The following is a 23,437-nucleotide window of genomic DNA, read 5'->3' on the forward strand; positions in this document are numbered from 1 at the left end:
GAAATGATTGATATTCACTGCCACATCCTCCCGTCAATGGATGATGGGGCAAGTAACCTGGACGACAGCATCGAAATGGCCAGGGCGGCTGTTCGTGAAGGAATCAGAACCATCATTGCAACCCCGCATCATAAGAATGGCTCATATGAAAACGAGCAAACCGCTGTCAGAGAAGCGGCAGACCTGTTAAACAAACGTTTAATGAAAGAGGAGATCCCGCTCACCGTACTGCCGGGACAGGAAATCAGAATTTACGGGGACTTGAAACGGGAATTGGCTGAGGGCCGGCTGCTGTCACTGAATGACACGAAATATATCTTGATTGAGTTTCCGTTTGATCATGTACCGCGATATGCCGAGCAGCTTTTTTATGACTTGCAGCTGAAAGGATACATTCCGGTTATCGCGCATCCCGAACGCAATAGCGAAATCCGCGAAAATCCGTCCTTGCTGTATCATCTTATAGAAAAAGGAGCGGCATCTCAGTTGACAACCGGAAGCCTCGCAGGAGTTTTCGGGAAACAGATGAAAGCATTTTCGCTGCGGCTGGCTGAAGCCAATCTGATACATTTCTTAGCTTCAGATGCACATAATCTGAAAACAAGAGATTTTCGCTATCAGGAGGCACTCCGTGTTCTTGAGAAAGAATTCGGTACGGAATATTCTTATATGCTCACAGAAAATGCTGAGCTTCTACTGCAAAATCAAGCCATTTACAGGCAGGCACCGAAGCCGGTCAAAAGAAGAAAACGATTCGGGCTCTTTTGATCTGCAATTCTCATTTCCCCACTTTCTTTGTGAGAACGATATAATAGTATATTGTATGATTGAATCATATTTCAGAAATCTGTACAGGTTGTTTCCGGGAGATCATCCGCATTCATGTCAGGATGTTCTCATACGATAATACGGAAGCTGTAAAGCAGCAATTTAACTGTTGGAGGGAAACAATGAATATAACAGTCATCGGAACAGGCTATGTCGGTCTTGTGACAGGTGTTTCTCTTTCTGAGATTGGCCATCATGTAACTTGCATTGATATTAACGCTCACAAGATTGAAGAAATGAGAAAAGGGATTTCCCCTATATTTGAACCGGGTCTTGAAGAGCTGATGAGAAAAAATATAGCTGATGGGCGGCTGAGCTTTGAAACGAGCTACGAGAAAGGCTTAGAACAGGCAGAGATTATTTTTATAGCGGTCGGCACACCACAAAAAAACGACGGACATGCGAATCTGGAGCATATTACAGATGTGGCCAAGCGTATTGCCCGGCACGTGACGCGAGATGCGATCGTCGTAACGAAAAGCACAGTGCCTGTCGGAACAAATGATTGGATTTACGAGCTGATTACCAAACATCTTGCGGAGCCTGTCAGTATATCGATCGCATCCAACCCAGAATTTTTACGTGAAGGGTCAGCCATCCATGACACGTTTCATGGAGACAGGATTGTGATCGGAACAGCCGATCAGGACACCGCCAGAAAACTGGAAGAGCTCTTTCTTCCGCTCGATATCCCGGTTTACCAAACGGATATCAGAAGCGCCGAGATGATCAAATATGCTTCAAATGCCTTTCTGGCCACTAAGATCAGTTTTATAAATGAGATTTCGAATATATGTGAAAAGGTCGGCGCTGATATTGAATCTGTCGCATACGGCATGGGACAGGATAAGCGGATCGGGAGCCAGTTTTTAAAAGCGGGCATTGGCTACGGCGGTTCTTGTTTCCCGAAGGATACGAACGCCCTTGTGCAAATTGCGGGCAATGTCGAGCATGATTTTGAGCTGCTGAAATCGGTCATCAGGGTCAACAACAATCAGCAGGCGATGCTGGTTGATAAAGCGCTGAACAGGCTTGGCGGAGTGACGGGAAAAACGATCACCCTTTTGGGGCTGTCATTTAAACCGAACACGGACGATATGAGAGACGCGCCGTCGATTGTCATTGCTAACCGCCTCGCCGCACTAGACGCCCATATCAAAGCCTTCGATCCCATTGCCGTCAGCCATGCGAAGCATATTTTGCCGCAGGCTGTTGAATACAAAAAAACGATTGCGGAAGCTGTTAAGGGGGCAGACGCCGTCATGATTTTAACGGACTGGGATGAGATTAAACAATTTTCATTAGCAGATTATCATGATTTGATGGAGCAGCCGCTGATTTTTGACGGGCGAAATTGCTATTCATTAGAAGAGGCTGCTGCTGCCGGAGTGGAATACTACTCTGTAGGCCGGAAAGCGGTTGTTCCGGCAGGTGCAATGTCATAGATGTAAAGGAAGGACTGGCGGGATGCCGGTCTTTTTTTTGTATCCATCTTTTATTGTATACGATGGATATATTCGCTAAGGTTTACCTATTGTGAAACTAGAGGGTGCCGCCTACAGATTTTCAGTTTGAGCAATACGCGAGCATAGGGACAGATGAATTCTTTGATTCATTCGGTTGGAATACGCGTATAAAGAACATCCCATCATGCTTTTACAAATTGATTCAGACGATGATATTGATTTGTTGTGGGGAGACGTCGGCATCGCAAATTTTTTCATCACACCTGATGATTTAAGGGGAAAAGACTTTTTAAACGTTCTGTACAATTGGGACTGTAGCTAATACAAGCTTTTGATCCAAAGGGTCACTCCTGATGCCAATAGGGTCAAAAGCGGAAATGAAATAAGCCACACAACAAAATCAGGCGTTGCCGAGTCAATGCTGAACATAAATATGACCAATAAGCAGAGCACTGTAAGAGGCATTGACCAAAGGCCGTGTTTTCTAAACAATAAAGTGCCTGCCATTCCAAATACAAAGAAGGACAGAAAAGGAAAAATCACGAAAAATAACATCATCGGACTGAAAAAACTCATTGTCATCCCTCCGTTTCACCTCTTAATCTTTACAAGATTTTACCACATAAGAAAATGAGCAGATCATCAAATCTGCCTCTTTCAAGTGTCTTTTTGACTAAGACTTTAGAATTTCTAACCATATAAAACGCTCGCATTGACCTTATAACGAACAAAAAAGAGACTTTAGACCTCCTTATCCAGAGCATTATAAGCCTAAATTAAGCCGTTTACCCTATTTAAGCCGCCTTCCGGCTATTTTAAAATATAATATATGGAAATAAAGTATGGAAAAGTCTATCTTCATCAGCCCCTCCATACGACTTTTTGAGTATTAAGAGGTGATACAGATGGGTTATGAAAGTATGCTAGCGGATATCAAAAGTTCGCTCAACGGAAAAATTTCCGACGTGGAAGACAAGATCGAAAAGCTGAAAAAAGCAAAAAAGGACATAGACACACTGCAAGAAGAGGCAATCACTGAAATCAAAGAAATTGTGAAACCGGAATTAGGCAAGCATTGGACGGGAACAAAAGCTGATGATTTCGACAAGGGAAGAGAAGAGGCAAAATCGGAAGCATCCAAGATTGTGAATGATAAATATAGCGATTATATGGCGTCTATTAGTGGTGAAATTTTAGATCTTGAAATCCAAAAAGCCACTTATGCAGGAGAATTGGTCATAGCAAATGGTGCAGCGAATCTTCTTAAAAAGGGAGAAGAGTTCGCGGAAGAAGTAGGAAATACAATTAGTCAACTGAAATGGTGGTGATCTTTTTTTATGTCAGAAATTAAGCTGAAGTACGATACAGTCATCAAAACATTGGATTCTGTCAAAGACGCGTTGGCTGACGTATCAATCGGTGCAGCAGGATCCAATGGAAAAAACAGCCTCGATTACACGAAAAAATATCATGAGCGTGAGGAGAACATCAAAACCATGCTCGGAGACTACAAAAAAGCGGTACAGAAAAATATCGAGGATACGAAGGATAATGTTGATTCACTGAAAGAGCAGGATGAGGCGATCGCAGTAAAATAAAAGAGAAAGGGCAGTGCGATGAGTAAAGTATTTGAATCACATTCTTTAATCGAAGAAGCGAAAAATAGAAAAAAGCAATATGAGACGCTGGAAGAGCAGCTGAACACGCTAAAAAAGGCGTTTCAGGAAGTTGTTGATTTAGGTGACAATTTTAAAGGAAAAGGCGCGGACAATATTAAGGACTTCTTTCAGGGACAGGCGGAAATCGCCGACAGCTGGCTGACGCTTGTTTCTGCTCAAATTGCGTTTTTAAACGGCATTTCCGGTGATATTAAAGATCAAGAACTCAGTGATTCATATGTGGAGACGTCATTTTTGGATCATGAGCTCCCCAACGGAGACTTAAAAGCCTCAGAAATTGTCTCCGCTCATAAAGCAGAAATCGATTCTATTTTGTCAGGCATCAGCGATATTATTGATCTCGACATGTACACGCTTGACGACTATGCAGATAAGATGGGCGATGCCCAGAAAATCAGGCGTGACACGATCACGGCAGTCGATAAGCTTGATGAATCCCTGACCACTGAATATCAAAATTTAGAATCTCTGGACAACGCAGTGCTCAGCAAATATTCTGTTCTTATGCAGGCCACCAGCAATGGGAAAAGCGCATCCCCTATGTACTATGACAAAAAAGCCTTCCACAGCAATGAAGTCTACAAAAGCGTGATTGATGTTGAAAAACAGGGAACAACCTATATTGACGCAAAAGCCCAGCAAGCCGAAGCAAGACGGCTTCAGGAAAAAGCGGAGGAAGAAGCGAACAAACCGTGGTACGAAAAAACATGGGACGGGATTTGCACCTTTACCGGTGAAGTCTCCGGCTATTATGATTATAAAAGAGCAACGGAAGGCGTTGACCCGGTTACCGGAGAAAAACTCTCCGCCGCAGAACGTGTGACAGCAGGAGCAATGGCTGCAGCCGGATTCATACCGGTCGTCGGCTGGGCAGGCCGCGCCTTCAAAGGCGGAAAAGCCATCTACAAAACCGGAAAAGCGGCTATCGCGGCCGAACACGCTTTAGATGCCTACAAAACCGGCAAATCCTTAGACATTCTCAAAATGTCAGAAATGGGCGCATACGGCCTTGTTGCGTCAAACGGATTCTCTGAAGCCGTGACAGGCAGAGATATGTTTGGAAACAAAGTGTCTGAGGAGAAGCGGAAGACGGGCGCGCTGGAAGCGGCATTAAGCCTCGTTGGAGCCGGTGCATTGGCGAAACATATAGACAAAGGCATACCGCTTGCAACCCATTCAAAAGTCCAAAAGGCAAACAAAACACTAGAAAAAGTAAAACAATTCAAAGTCCCGACAAACGTCCGCGTGTACGCAGAACGCCCAGTAACAACGAATGGCTTTACATTCGGATTCCCGACAGTCCGTATCGATGTGGAAAAGACAGCTGTGAAAGATTTTGGAATTATGAAGATGGCTAGTAGTGGTAGCGGGAATAGTAAGAAACTTTTCGGTCAAAATGGAACTCAAATTGCAAGTAAGACAACATGGCAAAATGGGAAGACAGAAAGAATAGACATTGAAAACCCAAATCCAGGGCAAAGAGAAGGTCAAATTCACTATCATGAGCCAAATAATAAAAAATGGTACTTTGATGTTGAAACAAAAAAGTTTTATGACCAAAAAACAGGTGAAGATGCACCTAGCAAAATTCAAAAAGTACTTAAAGACAAAAGTGTTCAGAAAGCTATAAATAAGGGATTGAAATTTTTAGGTGAGGATCCTGTATTTTAGTATAGGAGTGTAGATTATATATGGAATATACAAATAAAAATATGAAAAGACTAAAAGAACGACTTGAAGATCTGAGCAATACAAATAAAGTTGACCTATCTAATTTAAAGGATATTATTTCACCTAATATAGTTAAAGTAGACGATTGCTTTATTCTAGATCTAGAGTATGAGTTACCTGATAATCCAACTATAAATTGGAATAGAATTTTAAAAATGTATGGGGATAAAACGGGGTATGAAGCATCGTGTAATGAGCTTCGCATAAACGATTATTTAGACTACAGTGATTTGTCCGGTGAAGAGATTTTATTTTATGCGCTTCAGGTAGTGGATGGTTGGGAACATCATTTAAAAGAAAAATTTCCTGAACATAAATTTGTTGTGATTATAAGTATTGATAAAAGTTTTGCGACAATTAGATTTTATAAATATAGAGAAAAGGAAAGCAGTTGGCTAAAGGCCGATATTGAAGAGTACGGAAACGAAGCTATTCTTTTAAAAGAAATTAACTTTGGTAATTAAATTTAACTAAAAAGCAGGTAGTTATACTGTACCTGCTTTTTTAGTTTTTACGTTGAGAGCAAGAAACATTACAAATGATCAAGCCTTTACAGAATTAATAGTAAAACTAATTCAAAACTGTTGATTTATGAAAAAAATAAAGTTTAAGTTTTGTAAAAGGTAAAATTAAATGATTCAAAAATATAAAGGAGAGAATGACTGAAAACGAAACTAAAGAGGTTTTGTTAATGAGAAAACATTTAAATTAGATGTTCCAAAAGCAATTTACATCCCCTAAGAATAACACAAGGTTGGAAAGTGAATTATAATCATTTTGTTGAAATAGATCCAAGAACTTTAGAACCGAATGATGATTCCTGGTTTTTGTTCACAGACAGTTTGTTGCAGCTTTATCATGAACAATCCTCAATAACGCTTGATTTAGGCTGGGTTCCTGACATTTCTGCTGAAGGTAATTATCTGGTTTCAATAGTTAAAAATAATGATTGGGAAAACCCTATTAAAGAATTTTCATCAGACGACTATAAAAAAGTGATTGCACATATTCAATATCATTTAAAAGAAGTAACAAGGTCTTGGTGGAAATAGTTAAATAATTAATGGATTAATGAATGGAATGATTATTATTTATGGAAGATGGAATCAGATTTATTAGTGAATACCCAGAATTCAGTGAATTGCTTCAGCGTCTATTTGTGAAAAGGGAATTAGACGAATGGTACAAGAACAAATGTGCAGAGAAAATAAAAGTACCTGTTGAATTTAATCAAATAAAAGGTTTGAAAAAAATTGAAGTTAGAGATTTAAACAATCCTTCAGGAGAAATCAATATCCACTTGCAAGATCTTTCTGGAGAAAATGGATTTCATTTAGAACAGCAAATCAATATGAAAGTATCTAAATTGGTTCCTGTTTATGTACTAGATTATAGTTATTCCCTAAGACACGATTTAATTGATGGCGCTTATGATATTGTAGGGACCGCTGAATCTTTAGAATTCATTCAGGGAACGAACTATATCAATAAAATAATGCAAGAGAAAGGGTTTATCGAACTCAGTTATTTGTATGATTACTACGATACTGTGTATGAGTGGAGTGAATTGCCACATATACAGCCTTTCAACAGAAGATTAACATTAGGAGATGCCTTGTTTACTGATGTATTAGAATTGCTATAGTTAGAAACTTGCCGTGTTGTCATCGGCAAGTTTTTTTATAGATAGGATAACAATGTGGAGTACAAGGAGAAGCGGGATGGGCAGAGATTATATTTCTCAATTGCAGCCATTAAAAATCTGTGATGGCTGGTCTGTAGTACTGAACAATTTAAACTCAGACAAAAGAACGGTAGAAGAATATGAACTACTAATACTGCAAAATGAAAAACATAATGCCATTATTAAGGTACTATATCAAGATGATCAATACCATATCAAAGTGGTTTGCTTAAAAATAGATAAGATTTATGACGTAGACTCTTTTGATAAAATAGAACATGTATTAGAAGAGTTAGAATATCAAATCTGGAGTGTGGGAAGCGGGGTTTTAGAAGATTTGCAGCCGCTAACCCAACAGGTTCCCGATTTCTTAAGGCTAAAGATACCGGCTGGTTGGACTGTCGATTATATTACATTAAAAGATACTGACCCTAAAACATTAGAGGCAAGTGATGATGCTTGGTTATTTGACTTTAATCAGGATCTCCTGCAAATTTCTCATAAGACTAAAAACTTGTTGCTTGATGTAGGGTGGTACCCAGAAGGGGATCCAACCGGTAATTATGGTATTGAACTTATAAAAAACGAAGATTGGGAAAATCCATTAGAAGATACTATGTGTACGGAGCTTAAAGAATTAATTGCACAATTGGATCATATTTTTATGAGAGAAATGAAAAATGAATACCAATCTGCAGGTAGTAATACTTGCCTTTCAACAGAAGATAAAATGAGGAGATGCCTTGTTTACTGAAGTATTAGAATTGCTATAGTTTAACCTTACCTTGTTGTCATAGATAGGTTTTTTAGAATGATGAAAGCACATTTAACAAGTGAAGTACAGTAGAAATAGAAAGTATGAGTTACAGTTAATCTTTCATGGAAGGTCGTATAATAAGTAATGAAACTTCGGAATTATCATTTAGTAGAAGAAGTTATTGATTTTTCAAAAATGTTTAAACCTAGAACATCAAATGATATCTGTGATTTCACTAAAATAATTAATGACAAAGAAAAAGCTAAATACCATGCATATGAAGAAGTATTTGGTGAAGATGAATATACGTGGAAAGATATAAAAGAAAATGAAATGAGTGAAGTATGGGGCGAAATTTACGAATTAAACGATGATCAAAAACCACAAGACTTAGACGTATTACTAGAAGTTTTTTCTGTAAATGTCAGAAGGGTTTCGGCTGAATTTAATATTTTTTTTGAAGATGTTGTAGCAGACCTGAATAATTGTGCAATCAATAGAGCGGTAAATGGGAACACACACAATTTTTTTAAAAAGCTTTTTGAAATTTATAAAGCGGGCTATTTTCCATGTGGATGGTATGGAGATTATCCTAATGGAAGTTATATCGTCTTGAAAATAGATTCAAAGTCATAAGAAACATTTTAGAAAGTAAAGAGAGGAAAGCTAGTGAAATGAAAGTACATCAAACTCACGATTTTTATCTAAAAGATGAATCGGATTTTGTTCAAACACAAAAATCCCTTAAACATAAAATCAACCTATCACCCTCCATCACCCCAGACTCGATCAAAACCTGCGCAGGCGTCGACCTTGCCTATTGGGAACAGGACGGAGAACCGTATGGAGTGTGCAGTATCATCGTCATTGACGCTGATACAAAAGAAGTCATTGAAAAAGTGCACAGCATGGGGAAAATCAGTGTGCCGTATGTGTCTGGTTTCCTTGCGTTTCGCGAACTGCCGCTGATCATCGAGGCGGCCAAAAAGCTGGAGACAGAACCGGATGTGTTTTTGTTTGATGGCAACGGGTATCTGCATTACAACCATATGGGCGTTGCCACCCATGCGGCTTTTTTTCTCAATAAACCGACAATTGGGATTGCGAAAACCTATCTCAAAATCAAAGGCTGTGATTTCGTAATGCCTGAAAATAAAGTCGGTTCATACACAGATATTATCATTGACGGCGAGGTATATGGCCGGGCGCTGCGGACGCGGCGGGACGTGAAGCCTATTTTCTTGTCTTGCGGAAATAACATTGATTTAGAAAGCAGCTATCAAATTACGATGAGCATGATCAGTCATGAAAGCAGACTGCCGATCCCTGTCCGCCTGGCTGACCTTGAAACACATGTCTTACGAACGATTTATCAGAAAAATCACGGGTAACACTTGGGGCTCTAAGCCATCAAGTGTTTTTTGTATGCTGTGTGCTTTCCTGCTTTATCAAAAACCTTGTCGTCCTTGCAGAGAGGTTTATTTGAATGTATTCCGCGTCAAATCAATAAAAGCCTTTAATGGTGCAGACATCCACTTGTCCTTATGCCATGCTAGTTGAGTAAATACGGGGCAGTCGTTTTGCCAGTTGAGTTCTTTCATCCGACCTTCAGCAATATCGTCTTTTACTGTCATTTCAGGCAATAGTCCGATTCCAAGTCCGGCCATCACGCATTGTTTGATGGCTTCTATGCTGACGAATTCTAATTTGTTAGGGTAGACACCGGCGTCATGTAAAGCGTCCTCAAAGAGCGTGCGGTATGAGCAGCCGTCCTCTGTCAGAAGAAGGGTTTCGTTTTGAAGATCCTTCAATGTCACTGGTGAGTCTGCTGGAAAAGGGTGGTCATTGGCAGCCACCATTTTGATCTCATCCTGAATCAGAGATTCAACGTGCAGTGCGTCTTCCGTCCGGTTCACATCCAAAATGAAGGTAATATCAAGCTGGCCCTGTAAGAGCTGTTCTTTCGCTTGTTCGTTGGAAATATACGGTCTGAATATGAGCTTTACTTGAGGAAAAGCCTGTTTAAATTCTTTTATGATAGGGGGAAGGCGATATGTGCACTGGCTTTCTGTCGCCCCGATTTTCAAGGTTCCGGTTGTTTCTCTTACTTGATTTGCGGCCATTCTTGCTTCTTCTGTTAACGCAATAATCTTCTCCGCATAGGATTTGAATGTTTTGCCGGCTTCTGTCAGGATGAGCCGCTTGCCGAGCCGTTCAAATAAAGGAGTCCCGATTTCTTCTTCAAGTGATTTGATCTGAGAGGTAACACTTGATTGTGCATAGTTAAGCATCTTGGCGGTAAGGGTGAAGTTTACATGTTCTGCTGCCGTAATAAAGGTGATCAGCTGCTTCAATTCCATTTGTTATCGTCCTTTCTAAATCGGCTTTATCGATTGGAATAATCGAAATAATCATCTGTATTGATTAATGAATCCATTATATGATGGAAAAAATCATTCGTAAACAAAGGAGCAGATGCATCATGAAAATTGCGGTCATTAATGGCGGAACGAGGCCTGGCGGAAATACGGATATTCTTGCGGAGAAGGCTGTTCAAGGATTCGGTGCGGAGCACATTCATTTGCGGAAATATCAAATCCAGCCGATTGAGGATCTGCGTCACGCTCAAGGCGGCTTTCGTCCTGTTCAAGATGACTACGATTCTATCATTGAGCGGGTATTGCTGTGCGATATTCTTGTATTCGCCACCCCAATTTATTGGTTCGGCATGTCAGGAACGTTAAAGCTGTTCATTGATCGCTGGTCACAGATGATGAGAGATCCGCGATTTCCTGATTTTAAAGAGCAAATGTCGGCAAAACAGGCATATGTGATAGCAGCCGGAGGAGATAATCCTAAGATAAAGGGGCTGCCTCTGATAGAACAGTTTGGTCACATTTTTGATTTTATGGGAATGTCATTTGAAGGCTATGTGCTGGGAGAAGGCAATCGTCCCGGCGATATTTTATACGATCAGCAGGCAATAGAAGCTGCGGGCAGGCTATTGAAAAGAAGTGATGCCGTGTGAAGCTGCTGTTGTCCGTCATTGTTGGAATGCTTATTCTAGGATTCTTTTTATCTTGGAAAATGCCGCGATCTGAGGAATGGATACACGTCAAAACAAACTCGTCTCAAGATAAGCAATTTGCCAGAATGTCAGGAAACACGCTGCAAATCAAAAACGTGATCAAAAATGATGCAGGCGAAGAAACAATTTATATGACAAATGGCATTTCTGGCCCAAAATAAAAAGCACCCTTTGAGGGTGCTTTTTTCTATAAATGAGGAACTACAAGCCCTCCATATAAAAATGCCGCGATAATCAGGAAAGCCGGATGCAGTTTGAATTTTGTCATGCAAAGGAGGGAAATGCCCGCAATCACTAAGGATTGAATCCAGCCGATGGCTTTGATGCCGTCTGCGCCGATTTGCCAAGTGAGAATAAGCATCATGACAGCGATAACAGGCTGAACAGACAGCGTCATGCCTTTGATCACGGGTGATTGGCGAAAGCGCTGAATGATGCGCAGCAGGACGATCAGCGCGAACGCGGACGGCACAACAGTTGCAATCAGCGCAATCAGAAAGCCGGGCCAGCCGCCTGCGCTGTAGCCGACATAAGCGGCGATTTTGGTTGCGATCGGGCCCGGCAATGCATTCGCAAGTGCGAGCATGTTAGAGAATTGGTCGTTTGACAGCCAGCCGTATCTGTTTACGACTTCTTCAAACATCAGCGGGATAGAGGCTGGGCCGCCGCCATATCCCAGAACGTTTGCGATAAAAAATGCTGTGAATAAAAACATAACGATCATGAGGCGGACATTCCTTTATCTTTTGAATGTTTATTTGAGATTTTGTCTTTCAGTTTAAAATGAAATGCTCCGTATGCTAAGAATATGATAATGACAATGCCGGGGTTGATCTGTAACAATTGCAGTCCGATAAAAGCGATGATAAAAAACAGGATTCCGGTGACCCAGCCAAATCCTTTGAGCGCTTTTTGTCCAAACTCATATGCCATAATACCGAGCATAACGGCGATAACCGGCGTCACGGCGCCAATCATGCCGGCGACAACCGCAGAGTGGCTTAAGACGTTTACTGCCGCAAATAAGGCAACCATCGCAAGGCATGTAGGCAAAATGTGGGCAAGAGTAGCGACAATTGCGCCTAGCGTGCCTTTTAGTTTGAATCCCAGATATGCCGCCATCTTGGTGGCGATCGGTCCGGGGAGTGCATTGGCGATGGCTAATATTTCTCCAAATTCATCATCATCTATCCATTTATATTTATTCACCGCTTCATGGCGGATCAGCGGAATCACCGATGGCCCGCCCCCGAAGCCTAAGATTCCGGTGCGCACCATTGCGGCGGTCATATCCCGATAAGGATGGTTTTTCATCAGTTTCTCTCCTTTACAGCTTCATTCCCATACGGCTTTTGTACCGTTTGATCAGCATTTGGCAATCAACGCTGACAACGCCCTGAAGCGGATACAGCCGTTTCGTTAAAAACTCTTCCATTTCCTGATCATCCGCGAAGATCCCGTGCATGTGAAGCTTGCTCGGACCAGTCATGTGATAAAGGCTGGTGACCGCAGGTTCTTCTTCAAGCTTTAGGGCGACTTCTTCTAGGAATTGCGGCTCTACCTCCACATTAAAAAACACGGATACATGAATGCCGATTTTAGCTGGATTGATCACGGCTGTGAATTTTTCAATAACACCTGCTTCAATCAGCTGATTAATGCGTGATTGAACCGCAACACGTGATAATTCAACTCTTTTGCCAAGATCCGTATAAGAAATCCTCCCTTCCTCATGCAAAATGGTAAGAATCTGTTTGTCTATCTCATCAAGAACAAGGTTAGGAATTTGATATTCATTGCCCATTTGTTTCACCTGCTTTCGTTTGACTTTTAGTCAATATTTTATCATATAAGTTTCGTTTCGTAAGAGAAAATTTATATTTATTTTCGTAATGAATATAAAAATATTTTTATGTTTACGAAAAGGAGAAAGTTCGTCAGCTTTTCTTCCGGATCAGTAGATGCGAAAAAACAGGGTCACTATAATGAAGAAAATCTCTTGCAAAGGGGACTTGTGATGAACAGATCTATTATCGGCACTAAGCAAATGGTCGTCAGTCCGCATTACCTCGCATCACAAGCGGGAAACCGCATTCTGGAGAAGGGAGGAAACGCATTTGACGCCGCTGTCGCCGTGAGCGCTTGTCTGGCGGTTGTCTATCCGCATATGACGGGGCTTGGAGGAGATTCCTTTTGGCTGACCTTTCATCAAAAAACAAAGGCGGTAAGAGTGTACAATGGCAGCGGCCGTTCAGGAAAAAATGTGACGAGAGACGTGTATAAGGGGAAAAATGAGATCCCGCTGCGGGGGATCGACAGCGCAATTACCGTACCGGGAATGGTCGATAGCTGGTATGCCGTGCTGAAGACATACGGACGGATGTCGCTTTCTGACGTATTGGAGCCTGCGCTCCATTATGCTGAAAATGGTTTTCCTGTATCTGCAGATCAGTGCCGGCATACAGCGGCGAATCTTGAACTGCTGGCGTCAACACCTTACACTGCTGATATTTTTACCAAAAACGGCAAAGCACCGGTCCCCGGCGAACGGTTTGTGCAAAAAGAGCTTGCGAACAGCCTGAAAATGATTGCTGAAAAAGGAAGAAGCGCATTTTATGAAGGTGATATCGCACAGCGGATTGTCTCGTATTTACAGCATAATGGCAGCTATATGACACTTGATGATTTTACAGCACACAAGGGTGAGTGGATGGAGCCTGTATCCTGTGATTACCGGGGGTACATTGTGTATCAGGCGCCGCCGAATTCCCAAGGTTTTACGGGTTTAATGACGCTGAATATTCTGGAAAACTATGATTTCAGCCAAATTGAACATGGTTCATTTACCTATTATCATGTGCTCGTGGAGGCACTGAAAAAGAGTTTTCTAGATCGGAATGCCGTTCTGACTGATCCGGCGTTTGCTGATATTCCGCTGGAAAGCCTCTTGGACAAAAGCTATGCCAAGCAACTGGCGGAAGAAATCGGTTATATAGCTGAACCGGCGGAAAGCAGACCGATTGGCAGTGATACCGCCTATGCCGCGGTGATGGATTCGGATGGCAACGCGGTGTCGTTCATTCAAAGCCTTTACTTTGAATTTGGCTCGGCTGTTACTGCCGGGGATACAGGCATTCTCATGCAGAATCGCGGCTCATTTTTCTCATTGGATGAAAATCATGTCAACACACTTGAGCCGAGAAAGCGCAGTTTCCATACGCTGATGCCGGCTATGGTCTGTAAGAACGGGAAACCGAAGATTCTGTACGGTACGCAAGGGGGCGAAGGCCAGCCGCAGACTCAGACCGCGATTATCACCCGAATGCTGGACTATGGAATGCATCCTCAGCAGGCAATCAGCGAACCGCGCTGGGTATGGGGCAGAACGTGGGGCGAGGATTATGAAGGTCTCAGAGTTGAGAACAGAATTGCAGAGGAGACGGTCGACATGCTAAAAGAAAGCGGCCATCTCGTGGAGACAGTCAGTGATTATGACCCGCTGATGGGTCACGCCGCAGCAATCGCAGTGGATGAGGAGGGCTTTCTCCAGGGAGGAGCCGATCCAAGGGGGGATGGGGCGGCTGTTGGGATTTGACAAGCTAGAAAAATATACATATGTATATTAAGAGAGCAAGAAACAGGCCAGCATCAATCAGGTGGTACATATATTGTTTATCTTCAGGTCTATACCTCCATTCTATAAAAAAGCGTAGAGAATCAATCGAAATAAAAAATAAAAGAAGCATATATCCCACAGGGAAAAAGATCATAGAAAAAACAAACAAAATCAGTAAAAAGATTTCTATTAATCTCTGTGTGCTGCTGACTGGCTTGTACAGCCAGCCTGATTTATGGATACCGAACTTTTTTTTGATAAGAAATTGCAGTGCTGTGCTGAACGATACCATGACCAGAAATAACAGCCAAAAATGAGTACTCATACCAATCCCTCCTAAACTCATCTCTTTATACGTTCGTGGGAGAGAAAATGTTTCATAGAAAAACACCCGGGGATTACTCCGGGTGTTGCATTTTTACAGGATGTGTCTGCTGCTGAAAAATGGTTTTCATTTTATCCCATGCGATTTCTGTGTTTTCATCGAGATCAAAGAGGCCTGAATTGCCGATGATAAAAATGTCATTCCCAGCTTCCGCAAGCATGCGGAAGGTTTTTTCATTACAGGAGCCGTCAACTTCAATGGCATACGTATAATGATTTGTTTCTCTCCACTCTTTAGCCGCGCGGATTTTTCCAGTCATTTCTGCGATAAACGGCTGCCCGGCAAAACCCGGATCAACGGTCATAATCGTCAGTTTATCAATCAAATGCACATAAGGGCTGATCCACTCTAGCGGAGTGGCCGGGTTCAATACAATCCCGACCTTTGCGCCATGATCTTTGATTTTGTGTATCAGCCGAAACGCCGCACGGTTAATGGTTTCGGCATGAACGCTAATGTAATCAGCACCGGCCTCTGCTGTCATATCGATAAAATCCTCCGGCCTTTCAACCATCAGGTGGGCATCAATCGGGAGAGCTGTCATCGTTCTGAGCTGGCTGATGAAAAATGGAGACAGTGTAATGTTTTTGACAAAATGGCCGTCCATGATATCAACATGATACATATTGGCACGGCTGTTTAGAATGGTGATCTGCTCGTTGAATTTTGTTAAATCCATACACATCAGAGAAGGTGAAAATAAATGTTTCATGACGCATACCTCACTTTAATTGAAGAATTGTATGATCCAGCCAAGAAGAATCCCGATAATGCCGAAGTCTGAATCGCCGTAAGTCGTGCCTTCAAATCCGAGCGAGCCAAGAACCGGCAGAAGAAGCGCAGGCAGAAAAGAAATGAGAATGCCATTGGCAAACGCACCGAGTACAGCCCCCCGCACTCCGCCGGTTGCATTTCCATAAACTCCCGCAGCGGCTCCTGTAAAGAAATGCGGTACAAGTCCCGGGACAATAACACTGAGACCGAAGACCGGAAGAAGAAAAATAGACACAATACCTGCCAGGAAGCTGGATAAAAATCCGATAATCACAGCGTTTGGCGCAAAAGGAAAAACCGTCGGACAGTCAAGAGCGGGTTTGGCGCCTTTCACTAGCTTCTCAGCGATGCCTTTAAAAGCAGGGACAATTTCCGCGATTACCATCCGAACCCCCGCCAAGATGACATATACCCCAGCAGCGAACGTAATGGCCTGCATAAAGGAATAAACGAGGAAATGGCTTCCGCCGCTCAACGATGATTCAATATAATCCTTTCCGGCGAAAGGAGCGACAATAAAGAAAAGGAGTGCCATCGTTAAAGAAATTGAGACTGACGTATCCCGCAGAAATCCTAATGATTTCGGAACTTTGATATCCTCAGTCGAATGAGATGGATTGCCCGCATGTTTGCCGATGAATCCAGCAATAAAATAGCCTGCAGAACCGAAATGGCCGAGAGCGAGATCATCGCTTCCTGTAATTTTTTTTGTGTACGGCTGAAGGATGGCGGGTGACAGCACCATCAGCCCCCCAAGAATAATGGCGCCCGCAGCAATGAGAGGAACACCGCTGATGCCGCCGGTAATCAGCACGGCGGAGATCAATGAAGCCATGTAGAGAATATGATGGCCGGTTAAGAAAATATATTTAAATGGCGTGAGACGCGCCAGCAATATGTTAACAATCATTCCGAAAATCATAATGAGTGCCGTTTCCGTACCAAACGTTTTTTGAGCAATGGCGGATATTGCATCTGTATTTGGTACGACGCCTTTAATGTGGAATGCTTTTTCGAACATGCTGCCGAACACGGCTAGTGAATCTGAGACAATCGCCGCCCCGGCGCTGAGAATGACGAATCCCATTGCCGTTTTCAGTGTGCCCGATACGGTATCCGCAGCGTTTTTCTTTTGCAGAAGCAGACCGGCTAAGGCAAAAAGTCCAATTAAAATAGCAGGAGTTCCCAGGAAATCGTTAATCAAAAAATCAAGCATCAGATGCACCCCCGTCGTCTATGTTTTTGTGTGTTACAAGTTGGTAAGGATGGCTTCTTTGATTTCTTTCTGGTCCAGCAGGTTTTTGAGTCCGACAACATTACGAGTTCCATCGTCAAGACCTGACACAATATCGGCTGATCCTAGATACAGATCCGCTTGCTCCGTTTTGCTTGAAGTGAGGTCTGTATGTGTAACATCAGCGCTGATGTTCAGTTCATCAATGATTTTTTTCACATTCATTTCAACAATAAAGCTTGATCCAAGTCCGTTTCCGCAAACAATTAAGATTTTTTTCATTCGAATCACTCCTAGTTTGAGTATTTTTGAATCATTGGCAGCACATCTTCTGCCGATTGAGCGTTAATCAGCAATTGAATGTTTTCCGGATCACCCAGCATATTCGTGAGCTGGGAGAGGGCTTTCAAATGGGTGTCATTGTCGATTGCCGCGAGCACGATAATCAGCTGGACTGAATGCTCGGGCCGGTCTGAAAAGGAAACGGCTTGGTTCAGTCTCAGAAAGCTCATGCCGATTCGATTCACACCGTCTTCAGGCCTCGCGTGCGGGATGGCTACATTTGGCGTAATGACGATATATGGGCCCAGTGTCTGAATCGTGGCAATCATGGCATCGACGTATTGCGGGGTAACAGACCCGTCATCCAAAAGCGGCTTTGCCGCCATGCGGACGGCATCCGCCCAACAGGGGGAAGAGTCGGCCATCGTTATATGGTTAGGTGTCATTAATTCAGCAAGCATTGGTTTGCGGTTCGCCTCCTTTTCATGTTTGTGCGGCTGTCCTAAATACTCGGTCAGTTCTTGCATCAGCTCTGTTTTATGAATGCCTTCTGCATGTTTTTCGATGATGCCCATGATGTCATGAACACTTGGATGGAAATGGGGAGCGCTGTTTGAGAGCGCATCTACTTTTTTCAGCAGGCTGATCTTTTCCTTGCTGTTCAGTATGGGATTAACGATGAGCACAGGCACCCCTCTGTCTGGGAGCGGAACAGTTGAGATCAGGACATCAGTTTCAAGCGTCATTGTTTCATAGACACGGCTTGATACGGTTTTCAGAATATCGACATTCGGCAGAAGATCTTCTATTTGGCTCTGCAAAATTTTTGAAGTGCCGATGCCGCCCGGGCAGACAATAACCGCTGTTTTTCTAAGTGAGGGCGCGACCCCTTCACGTTTCATCCAGCCTCCGAAATGCATGGCGATAAAAGCTGTTTCTTCACTGCTGACAGGTTTTCTTAATTCTTTTTGAAGGTGATGAACGACTTTTTTCGTTAAGCAGAAAATATCACTGTATTTCGTTTTGATGGAGGCAGCTACATCACTCTCATGAGGGGTGATATCATATTTAATCCTGTAATAAGCTGATTTCAAATGAAGCACCAGATGTTTTTTTAGATTTTCCGGGTCCTGAAAAAGCACGCAGGCGTAACGCTGGAAATCGACAATCATTTTGTCCGCGATATCATGTATCGCATCCAGCTCACCTGCAATGAGACTTGAAGCGGGGAACTGACTGATTTTAGCCCCTAACAGATGGATCGTGAAGTAGCACATCTCTTGATCAGAAATAAAGGCTTTTTCCGGCAGTTCCGCGGCCGCCGCCGCCCGAACGGCCGCTTCATATTCCTTCGTTTGCCTGATGGCGTATTGCTCTTCTTGTTCTAGAGTGATTTCTTTTCCCGCCTTTAATCTGATCAGAAATAGCGTAAAGTGCACACTTAAGCCCGCGAGAACATGATCAGCAAATTTCATGTGAAGAAGCTTTTCGAAAGTCAGCAGCATAGACCGCATGGTTTGGATCTGCTGTTCACAAGCAGCCGAATCGGGACAAAGATCGGTAACGGCCGCAGTGCTGCTGCTTTTTTGCATGAGCTGATTTGCGTATTCTGCCAGCAGTTTTCGCTTTTGCTGCTCTATTCCTGAAAAGAAATACCCCTTTTCTTTGGTAAAGGAAAGAACGATGCCGAATGTTTTCAGCTTTTCGCGAATATGCTTCATATCCTGAATGGCGGTGTTGCGGCTGACGTGATTTTCGTCAATGAAGTTCTGCAAAAGTAACCGTCTGTTTCTCGTTAAAATGCGCAGGATCACTCTTGCCTGCCTTTCTGAGGGAGAATATTCATAGCTTGAACTTGTCAGCGTTTTCATTTCTGATGTCAGCATTTTTTTCGTTTGGTCTTCTAAATAAAATCCTGCTGAACGCCTTCTTTTGATCGGTGTCAGTCCGGTCTCTTTCAGCCAGCCGTTAATTTTTTCAATGTCATAATACAGTGTTCTCCTTGAAATGTTTAATTGCTCCGTTAATTCTCCGCAAGTAACATAGCTGGTTGTGTTGAGAACCTGATGAAGAATGGCTGATCTTCTTTGGTCTAAAGGCATGCCCATCAGCTCCTTATGTGCAGGTGATATCAGTCTGCTGTCCTTCTCTTCGTGCGGGCTTATTTCAATTGTAATGGGGAGCATCTGAATTTATAAGACCAAATCAGTGCAAACGGTTTGTGCAAATATGATTCCTACAAACAAAAAAAGCCAGACACATGCTGCGCCGGCTTTTTTGAATAACGGTGTCTTTTTGACTAGTTTCTTCTATATAAATAGTCCTTTTATGAACTCGGACGAATCAATGTAAATTCTTCACCGAGCTTTGCATAATGGTTTCCGGCTAATCTGGAAGCCGGCTTTAATTCGTCCGTCAAAATATACCCTTTTTCTGCGTCATACACCTTCTCATCGAGGTGAAAACAGACAACTCTGCCAATAAGCAGATCAGCCGTGGTCACACCATGATCATTGTCGAAGGTGATATGCCGTTCGAGCTTGCATTCAAAACGAATGCGGGCTTCTTGAATGCCGGGCACCGAAACAGCCGTGCTCTCTACAGAATGGAGAGAGGTGCGTGTCATTTCACTTTCGTCCGGCCCTAAACTTGCCGCCGTTTCATTGATGTCTTCAATGATGGCTTCATCACTGACATGGACGACAAATTCACCGTTTTCTATCGCGTTTCTGGCTGTGTCTTTTTGCCGGCCTTCTGATCGGTTAACAGAAATACTGAGTAGCGGAGGATCTGAGCTGACCACGTTATAGAAACTGAAAGGTGCCGCATTGATTGCCCCGCCTGAAGAAAGTGTTGTAACAAATGCGATCGGGCGCGGAATAACGGCTCCTGACAGCAGCTTATACGTCTCTTTGGCACTAAGCTCTTCTGCTTGAAATATGTACACAACAACACCGCCTTTATTGTAAGAGTACCATGATTATAACGAAATCCATTCAAGGAAACCAAATGATGCGGGTTGCATATGCTATGTCATGACATATAACTGATATAGGGGAATTAGAAAATAGGCTACCGTACGTATGCCGGAGCCTATGATGACAGTTTCATTATTTATATTTCTTTTTGACTACCCAGCAATTGCCGTCTTTCCAGAACTCTTTTTTGCTGTCGTAATCATCTTTTTTGCGATGATGATCATTTTTCCAGTGTTTTTTGCGAGAGCGGTACGACTTTTTGTAGCTGCGAGATTTTCTGTGTGAACAGAATGATTTTTTGTAGCTGCGAGATTTTCTGTGCGAACAGAATGATTTTTTGTAGCTGCGAGATTTCTTGTGTGAGCAGTAGGATTTTTTGTAGCTGCGAGATTTCTTGTGTGAGCAGTAAGATTTTTTATGGCTGCGAGATTTCTTGTGTGAGCAGTAAGATTTTTTATGGCTGCGAGATTTTTTGTGAGAGCGGTGCGACTTTTTATGACTGCGTTTTTTTCCACGAGGCTCTTGGTATAAATAAGTTTTTAAACCTTCTTTTTTTGCGGATTTCACCGCTTCTTTGATATCAGAATGGGAATAGTGGCCCAATTGAAATCCTCCTTTTTTTAATTTGTTTAAGGATGAAGATCCTTACTACACACATAGTACGCACGATTGTAAAAAGTGTATAAGTGTTCCGCTGAGATCTCACAAAAATAAAAGCCTAATTTTGAAGGGGGACTACGGATGAAGAATCAATCAAATTTGCCTCTTTATCAGCTGTTTATTCATCCAAAAGACTTACGGGAATTAAAAAAGGATATATGGGACGATGAACCGGTTCCGGCTGTGTTGAAAGTGAATCAGAAAAGATTTGATATCGACATTGCTTATCGCGGATCTCATATTAGGGATTTCAAAAAGAAGTCGTACCATATTTCCTACTATCAGCCGAAAACATTTCGCGGCGCCCGCGAGGTTCACTTGAATGCGGAATATAAAGATCCTTCCATGATAAGAAACAAATTGTCTCTCGATTTTTTCTCAGAGCTGGGGACGCTGTCTCCAAGGGCAGAATTTGTGTTTTTAAAGGTAAATGGAAAGAATGAAGGAGTGTATCTTGAGCTTGAATCCGTGGATGAATATTATTTAAGGAAAAGGAAGCTGGCGGACGGAGCGATTTTTTACGCGGTTGATGATGATGCTAATTTTTCTCTCGTGAGTGATTTGGAGAGGGAAACGAAGAAGTCACTTGAGCATGGGTATGAAAAGAAGACAGGGACTGAGGAAGATGATTTTTATTTACAGGATATGATCTTTAAAATTAATACTGTCCCGAAAGCTCAATTTAAATCAGAAGTGACAAAGCACGTGAATATCGATAAGTATTTGCGCTGGCTGGCCGGCATTGTGTTCACCTCAAACTATGACGGGTTTGTCCACAATTACGCTTTGTACAGAAGCGGGGAAACCGGATTATTTGAAGTGATTCCTTGGGACTATGACGCAACCTGGGGCAGGGATATCCATGGGGGGCGGATGGCTGCAGATTACGTAAGAATTCAAGGATTTAATACATTGACCGCCCGCATTTTGGATGAACCCGAATTTCGCAAATCCTATAAGCATCTCCTAGAAAAAACACTCCAATCTCTCTTTACAATTGAATATATGAAACCAAAAATATTGGCGCTTTATGATCAAATCAGGCCGTTTGTCCTGATGGACCCATATAAAAAGAGTGATATTGAACGTTTTGACCGTGAGCCGGAAGTGATTTTTGAGTATATTAAAAATCGTTCACAATACATCAAAAGCAATTTAAGTATTTTGTGAATCCATGATTATAGGTATTCGCTGAAAATCAGACAATTAGGCTATTGAATTAGTTCAAGAAATAACTGTGACACGTATATATGCAATATATTTATCATCTATGTATAAATGACTAGGAGGGTAATGAATGAGCAAGAGGAGAATGAAAAATCATTCAAATCATGATATATCTTATTATCATTTTTTGCATTCAATGCAAGATAAAATTGTCACTGTATATCGAGGAGGTCCCGAATCTAAAAAAGGAAAATTGGTAGCTGTAAAATCAGATTATATCGCTTTGCAAACTGAAAAAAAAACCATTTATTATCAATTGGATCATGTAAAAAGTATTACAGAGGATACCAATAATAGCACAACAACAATTGAGACGGCAGAAATGGCTGACGCTGATGATTTTCATAGCTTAATCGGACAGTTAATGAACCAATCCGTTCAATTAAATCAAGGCGGTCCGGAATCTAAAAAAGGAAGTTTGGTATGGCTAGGAGATGATTACGCTGCGTTAGACACAAATGAGGATGGAGTAGTTTATTTTAATATTCATCACATCAAAAGCATAAGTAAACATGAGTCCGCTTTAAATAAAGAAGGACATACGCCAAGTGTCTTGGAAGCTGATAACCTAAACGAAGTTTTTAAGAGTTTAACTCATAAATGGGTTTCGATTAATCGAGGAGGACCAGAAGCAATTGAAGGTATCCTCGTAGATAATGCGGATGGTCATTATACTTTAGTGAAAAATCAAGAAGTGCTTCGCATATATCCTTTTCATATCAAGAGCATCAGCTTAGGCCCAAAAGGCTCTAACAATCAAAAGAAAGAACATGATGATAAAGAAGAAAGCAAAAATGATATAGACCAGAAACAAAAACAAGAAGAAGAGGGGGACAGTAATTCGTTAACATCTTCAAAATCACATAGCTCATCAAGTTCGTCCAAATCAAATAAACGATCATCAAGATCTTCAGATTATCAATCATCAACATATGATCGTTCATCAGACACCAGCAGTTCGTCCAAATCATATCGGTCACCAAGATCTTCAGATTATCAATCGTCAAAATATGATCATTCATCAGACACCAAAAGTTCGTCCAAATCA

The 23,437-nt window shown here is 42.1% G+C and carries 28 protein-coding genes and 1 pseudogene; 17 read left to right on the top strand and 12 right to left on the bottom strand.

From position 1 onward, the window contains the following. The first annotated feature begins 3 nt into the window (after window positions 1–3). The 3 genes and pseudogenes from CJU60_RS02605 to CJU60_RS02615 form a co-directional block, all read left to right on the top strand. Window positions 4–768 (top strand): tyrosine-protein phosphatase, encoded by a 765-nt coding sequence (locus tag CJU60_RS02605; RefSeq protein ID WP_095712842.1) that lies wholly within the window; start codon window positions 4–6, stop codon window positions 766–768. A 182-nt stretch (window positions 769–950) separates the two neighbouring features. Continuing rightward, complete coding sequence (locus CJU60_RS02610; RefSeq protein ID WP_095712843.1) at window positions 951–2,273, top strand: UDP-glucose dehydrogenase family protein; 1,323 nt, start codon at window positions 951–953, stop codon at window positions 2,271–2,273. Window positions 2,274–2,377: 104 nt separating this feature from the next. Further along, window positions 2,378–2,616: pseudogene (locus tag CJU60_RS02615) on the top strand (DUF1963 domain-containing protein); the annotation flags it as partial. On the opposite strand, the gene CJU60_RS02620 reads toward CJU60_RS02615, so the two are convergent. Then, entirely contained in the window at window positions 2,613–2,870 is a 258-nt protein-coding gene (locus tag CJU60_RS02620; RefSeq protein WP_095712844.1) for a hypothetical protein, read from the bottom strand. The pseudogene CJU60_RS02615 and the gene CJU60_RS02620 sit on opposite strands and share 4 nt — an antisense overlap. A gap of 329 nt (window positions 2,871–3,199) precedes the next feature. Here CJU60_RS02620 and CJU60_RS02625 point away from each other — a divergent pair, with 329 nt between their 5' ends. The 9 genes from CJU60_RS02625 (at window position 3,200) to CJU60_RS02665 (ending at window position 9,536) form a co-directional block, all read left to right on the top strand. Then, on the top strand, window positions 3,200–3,622 hold the full coding sequence (locus CJU60_RS02625; protein ID WP_095712845.1) for a YwqH-like family protein: 423 nt from the start codon (window positions 3,200–3,202) through the stop codon (window positions 3,620–3,622). A gap of 9 nt (window positions 3,623–3,631) precedes the next feature. Continuing rightward, window positions 3,632–3,892: a YwqI/YxiC family protein gene (locus CJU60_RS02630; RefSeq protein ID WP_003221757.1), complete on the top strand. Its 261-nt coding sequence runs from the start codon at window positions 3,632–3,634 to the stop codon at window positions 3,890–3,892. An 18-nt stretch (window positions 3,893–3,910) separates the two neighbouring features. Beyond that, window positions 3,911–5,644 (top strand): ribonuclease YeeF family protein, encoded by a 1,734-nt coding sequence (locus CJU60_RS02635; protein WP_095712846.1) that lies wholly within the window; start codon window positions 3,911–3,913, stop codon window positions 5,642–5,644. A 20-nt stretch (window positions 5,645–5,664) separates the two neighbouring features. Further along, the gene (locus CJU60_RS02640) at window positions 5,665–6,168 is read left to right on the top strand and encodes a hypothetical protein (protein ID WP_095712847.1); all 504 of its coding nucleotides are present in this window, start codon (window positions 5,665–5,667) and stop codon (window positions 6,166–6,168) included. 297 nt (window positions 6,169–6,465) lie between these two features. Then, window positions 6,466–6,756, top strand: coding sequence for a hypothetical protein (locus tag CJU60_RS02645; RefSeq protein ID WP_232350997.1), 291 nt, complete (start codon window positions 6,466–6,468; stop codon window positions 6,754–6,756). A gap of 41 nt (window positions 6,757–6,797) precedes the next feature. After that, entirely contained in the window at window positions 6,798–7,349 is a 552-nt protein-coding gene (locus CJU60_RS02650; protein WP_095712849.1) for a hypothetical protein, read from the top strand. Window positions 7,350–7,425: 76 nt separating this feature from the next. Beyond that, window positions 7,426–8,142, top strand: coding sequence for a hypothetical protein (locus CJU60_RS02655; protein WP_255237915.1), 717 nt, complete (start codon window positions 7,426–7,428; stop codon window positions 8,140–8,142). Between the two features lie 147 nt (window positions 8,143–8,289). Continuing rightward, complete coding sequence (locus CJU60_RS02660; RefSeq protein ID WP_095712850.1) at window positions 8,290–8,781, top strand: hypothetical protein; 492 nt, start codon at window positions 8,290–8,292, stop codon at window positions 8,779–8,781. Window positions 8,782–8,819: 38 nt separating this feature from the next. Further along, window positions 8,820–9,536, top strand: coding sequence for an endonuclease V (locus CJU60_RS02665; RefSeq protein ID WP_095712851.1), 717 nt, complete (start codon window positions 8,820–8,822; stop codon window positions 9,534–9,536). Between the two features lie 87 nt (window positions 9,537–9,623). Here CJU60_RS02665 and CJU60_RS02670 read toward each other — a convergent pair whose 3' ends face one another. Then, on the bottom strand, window positions 9,624–10,505 hold the full coding sequence (locus CJU60_RS02670) for a LysR family transcriptional regulator (RefSeq protein ID WP_095712852.1): 882 nt from the start codon (window positions 10,503–10,505) through the stop codon (window positions 9,624–9,626). A gap of 122 nt (window positions 10,506–10,627) precedes the next feature. Between CJU60_RS02670 and CJU60_RS02675 the strand changes: the two genes are divergently transcribed. Together CJU60_RS02675 and CJU60_RS02680 are read left to right on the top strand one after the other, a co-directional pair. Continuing rightward, window positions 10,628–11,173 carry a flavodoxin family protein gene (locus CJU60_RS02675; RefSeq protein ID WP_095712853.1) on the top strand — a complete coding sequence of 182 codons (546 nt, stop codon included), beginning with the start codon at window positions 10,628–10,630 and terminating at the stop codon, window positions 11,171–11,173. Further along, complete coding sequence (locus CJU60_RS02680) at window positions 11,170–11,394, top strand: hypothetical protein (protein WP_095712854.1); 225 nt, start codon at window positions 11,170–11,172, stop codon at window positions 11,392–11,394. Before CJU60_RS02675 ends, CJU60_RS02680 begins: the two co-directional genes overlap by 4 nt. Before the next feature lie 26 nt (window positions 11,395–11,420). On the opposite strand, the gene chrA is transcribed toward CJU60_RS02680, so the two are convergent. The 3 genes from chrA to chrS are packed head-to-tail and all read right to left on the bottom strand — an operon-like array spanning window position 11,421 to window position 13,037. Continuing rightward, window positions 11,421–11,957 carry a chromate efflux transporter ChrA gene (gene chrA / locus CJU60_RS02685; RefSeq protein WP_095712855.1) on the bottom strand — a complete coding sequence of 179 codons (537 nt, stop codon included), beginning with the start codon at window positions 11,955–11,957 and terminating at the stop codon, window positions 11,421–11,423. Next, complete coding sequence (gene chrB, locus CJU60_RS02690) at window positions 11,954–12,547, bottom strand: chromate efflux transporter subunit ChrB (RefSeq protein WP_095712856.1); 594 nt, start codon at window positions 12,545–12,547, stop codon at window positions 11,954–11,956. The genes chrA and chrB overlap by 4 nt, the downstream gene beginning before the upstream one ends. Before the next feature lie 13 nt (window positions 12,548–12,560). Beyond that, window positions 12,561–13,037, bottom strand: coding sequence for a chromate efflux transcriptional regulator ChrS (chrS, locus tag CJU60_RS02695; RefSeq protein ID WP_010332142.1), 477 nt, complete (start codon window positions 13,035–13,037; stop codon window positions 12,561–12,563). Window positions 13,038–13,250: 213 nt separating this feature from the next. Between chrS and ggt the strand changes: the two genes are divergently transcribed. Continuing rightward, complete coding sequence (ggt, locus tag CJU60_RS02700) at window positions 13,251–14,828, top strand: gamma-glutamyltransferase (RefSeq protein WP_095712857.1); 1,578 nt, start codon at window positions 13,251–13,253, stop codon at window positions 14,826–14,828. A gap of 4 nt (window positions 14,829–14,832) precedes the next feature. Here ggt and CJU60_RS02705 read toward each other — a convergent pair whose 3' ends face one another. The 7 genes from CJU60_RS02705 to CJU60_RS02735 all read right to left on the bottom strand — a co-directional run bounded on the left by CJU60_RS02705 (window position 14,833) and on the right by CJU60_RS02735 (window position 21,105). Then, window positions 14,833–15,174 (bottom strand): DUF4181 domain-containing protein, encoded by a 342-nt coding sequence (locus CJU60_RS02705; RefSeq protein WP_095712858.1) that lies wholly within the window; start codon window positions 15,172–15,174, stop codon window positions 14,833–14,835. A 73-nt stretch (window positions 15,175–15,247) separates the two neighbouring features. Further along, entirely contained in the window at window positions 15,248–15,946 is a 699-nt protein-coding gene (gene alsE, locus CJU60_RS02710; RefSeq protein WP_095712859.1) for a D-allulose 6-phosphate 3-epimerase, read from the bottom strand. A 15-nt stretch (window positions 15,947–15,961) separates the two neighbouring features. Then, entirely contained in the window at window positions 15,962–17,224 is a 1,263-nt protein-coding gene (locus CJU60_RS02715; RefSeq protein ID WP_024123088.1) for a PTS ascorbate transporter subunit IIC, read from the bottom strand. 33 nt (window positions 17,225–17,257) lie between these two features. After that, window positions 17,258–17,524, bottom strand: coding sequence for a PTS sugar transporter subunit IIB (locus CJU60_RS02720; protein ID WP_024123087.1), 267 nt, complete (start codon window positions 17,522–17,524; stop codon window positions 17,258–17,260). 11 nt (window positions 17,525–17,535) lie between these two features. Beyond that, window positions 17,536–19,626, bottom strand: a complete 2,091-nt coding sequence (locus CJU60_RS02725) for a BglG family transcription antiterminator (RefSeq protein WP_095712860.1) — start codon at window positions 19,624–19,626, stop codon at window positions 17,536–17,538. A 224-nt stretch (window positions 19,627–19,850) separates the two neighbouring features. Next, window positions 19,851–20,471: a flavin reductase family protein gene (locus tag CJU60_RS02730; protein ID WP_024123085.1), complete on the bottom strand. Its 621-nt coding sequence runs from the start codon at window positions 20,469–20,471 to the stop codon at window positions 19,851–19,853. A gap of 163 nt (window positions 20,472–20,634) precedes the next feature. Beyond that, a complete protein-coding gene (locus tag CJU60_RS02735; RefSeq protein ID WP_095712861.1) occupies window positions 20,635–21,105 on the bottom strand; it encodes a CotG/ExsB N-terminal domain-containing protein in 471 nt (156 codons plus the stop codon). Window positions 21,106–21,243: 138 nt separating this feature from the next. Here CJU60_RS02735 and cotH point away from each other — a divergent pair, with 138 nt between their 5' ends. Both cotH and CJU60_RS02745 read left to right on the top strand, forming a co-directional pair. After that, window positions 21,244–22,332, top strand: coding sequence for a spore coat protein CotH (gene cotH / locus CJU60_RS02740; RefSeq protein ID WP_095712862.1), 1,089 nt, complete (start codon window positions 21,244–21,246; stop codon window positions 22,330–22,332). Between the two features lie 127 nt (window positions 22,333–22,459). Then, window positions 22,460–23,437 (top strand): spore coat protein CotH (locus CJU60_RS02745; RefSeq protein WP_095712863.1); only part of this gene is annotated, 978 nt, incomplete at its 3' end.

The sequence above is a fragment of the Bacillus sp. 7705b genome (genome assembly GCF_002289525.1).
Classification (GTDB): Bacteria; Bacillota; Bacilli; order Bacillales; family Bacillaceae; genus Bacillus; species Bacillus halotolerans.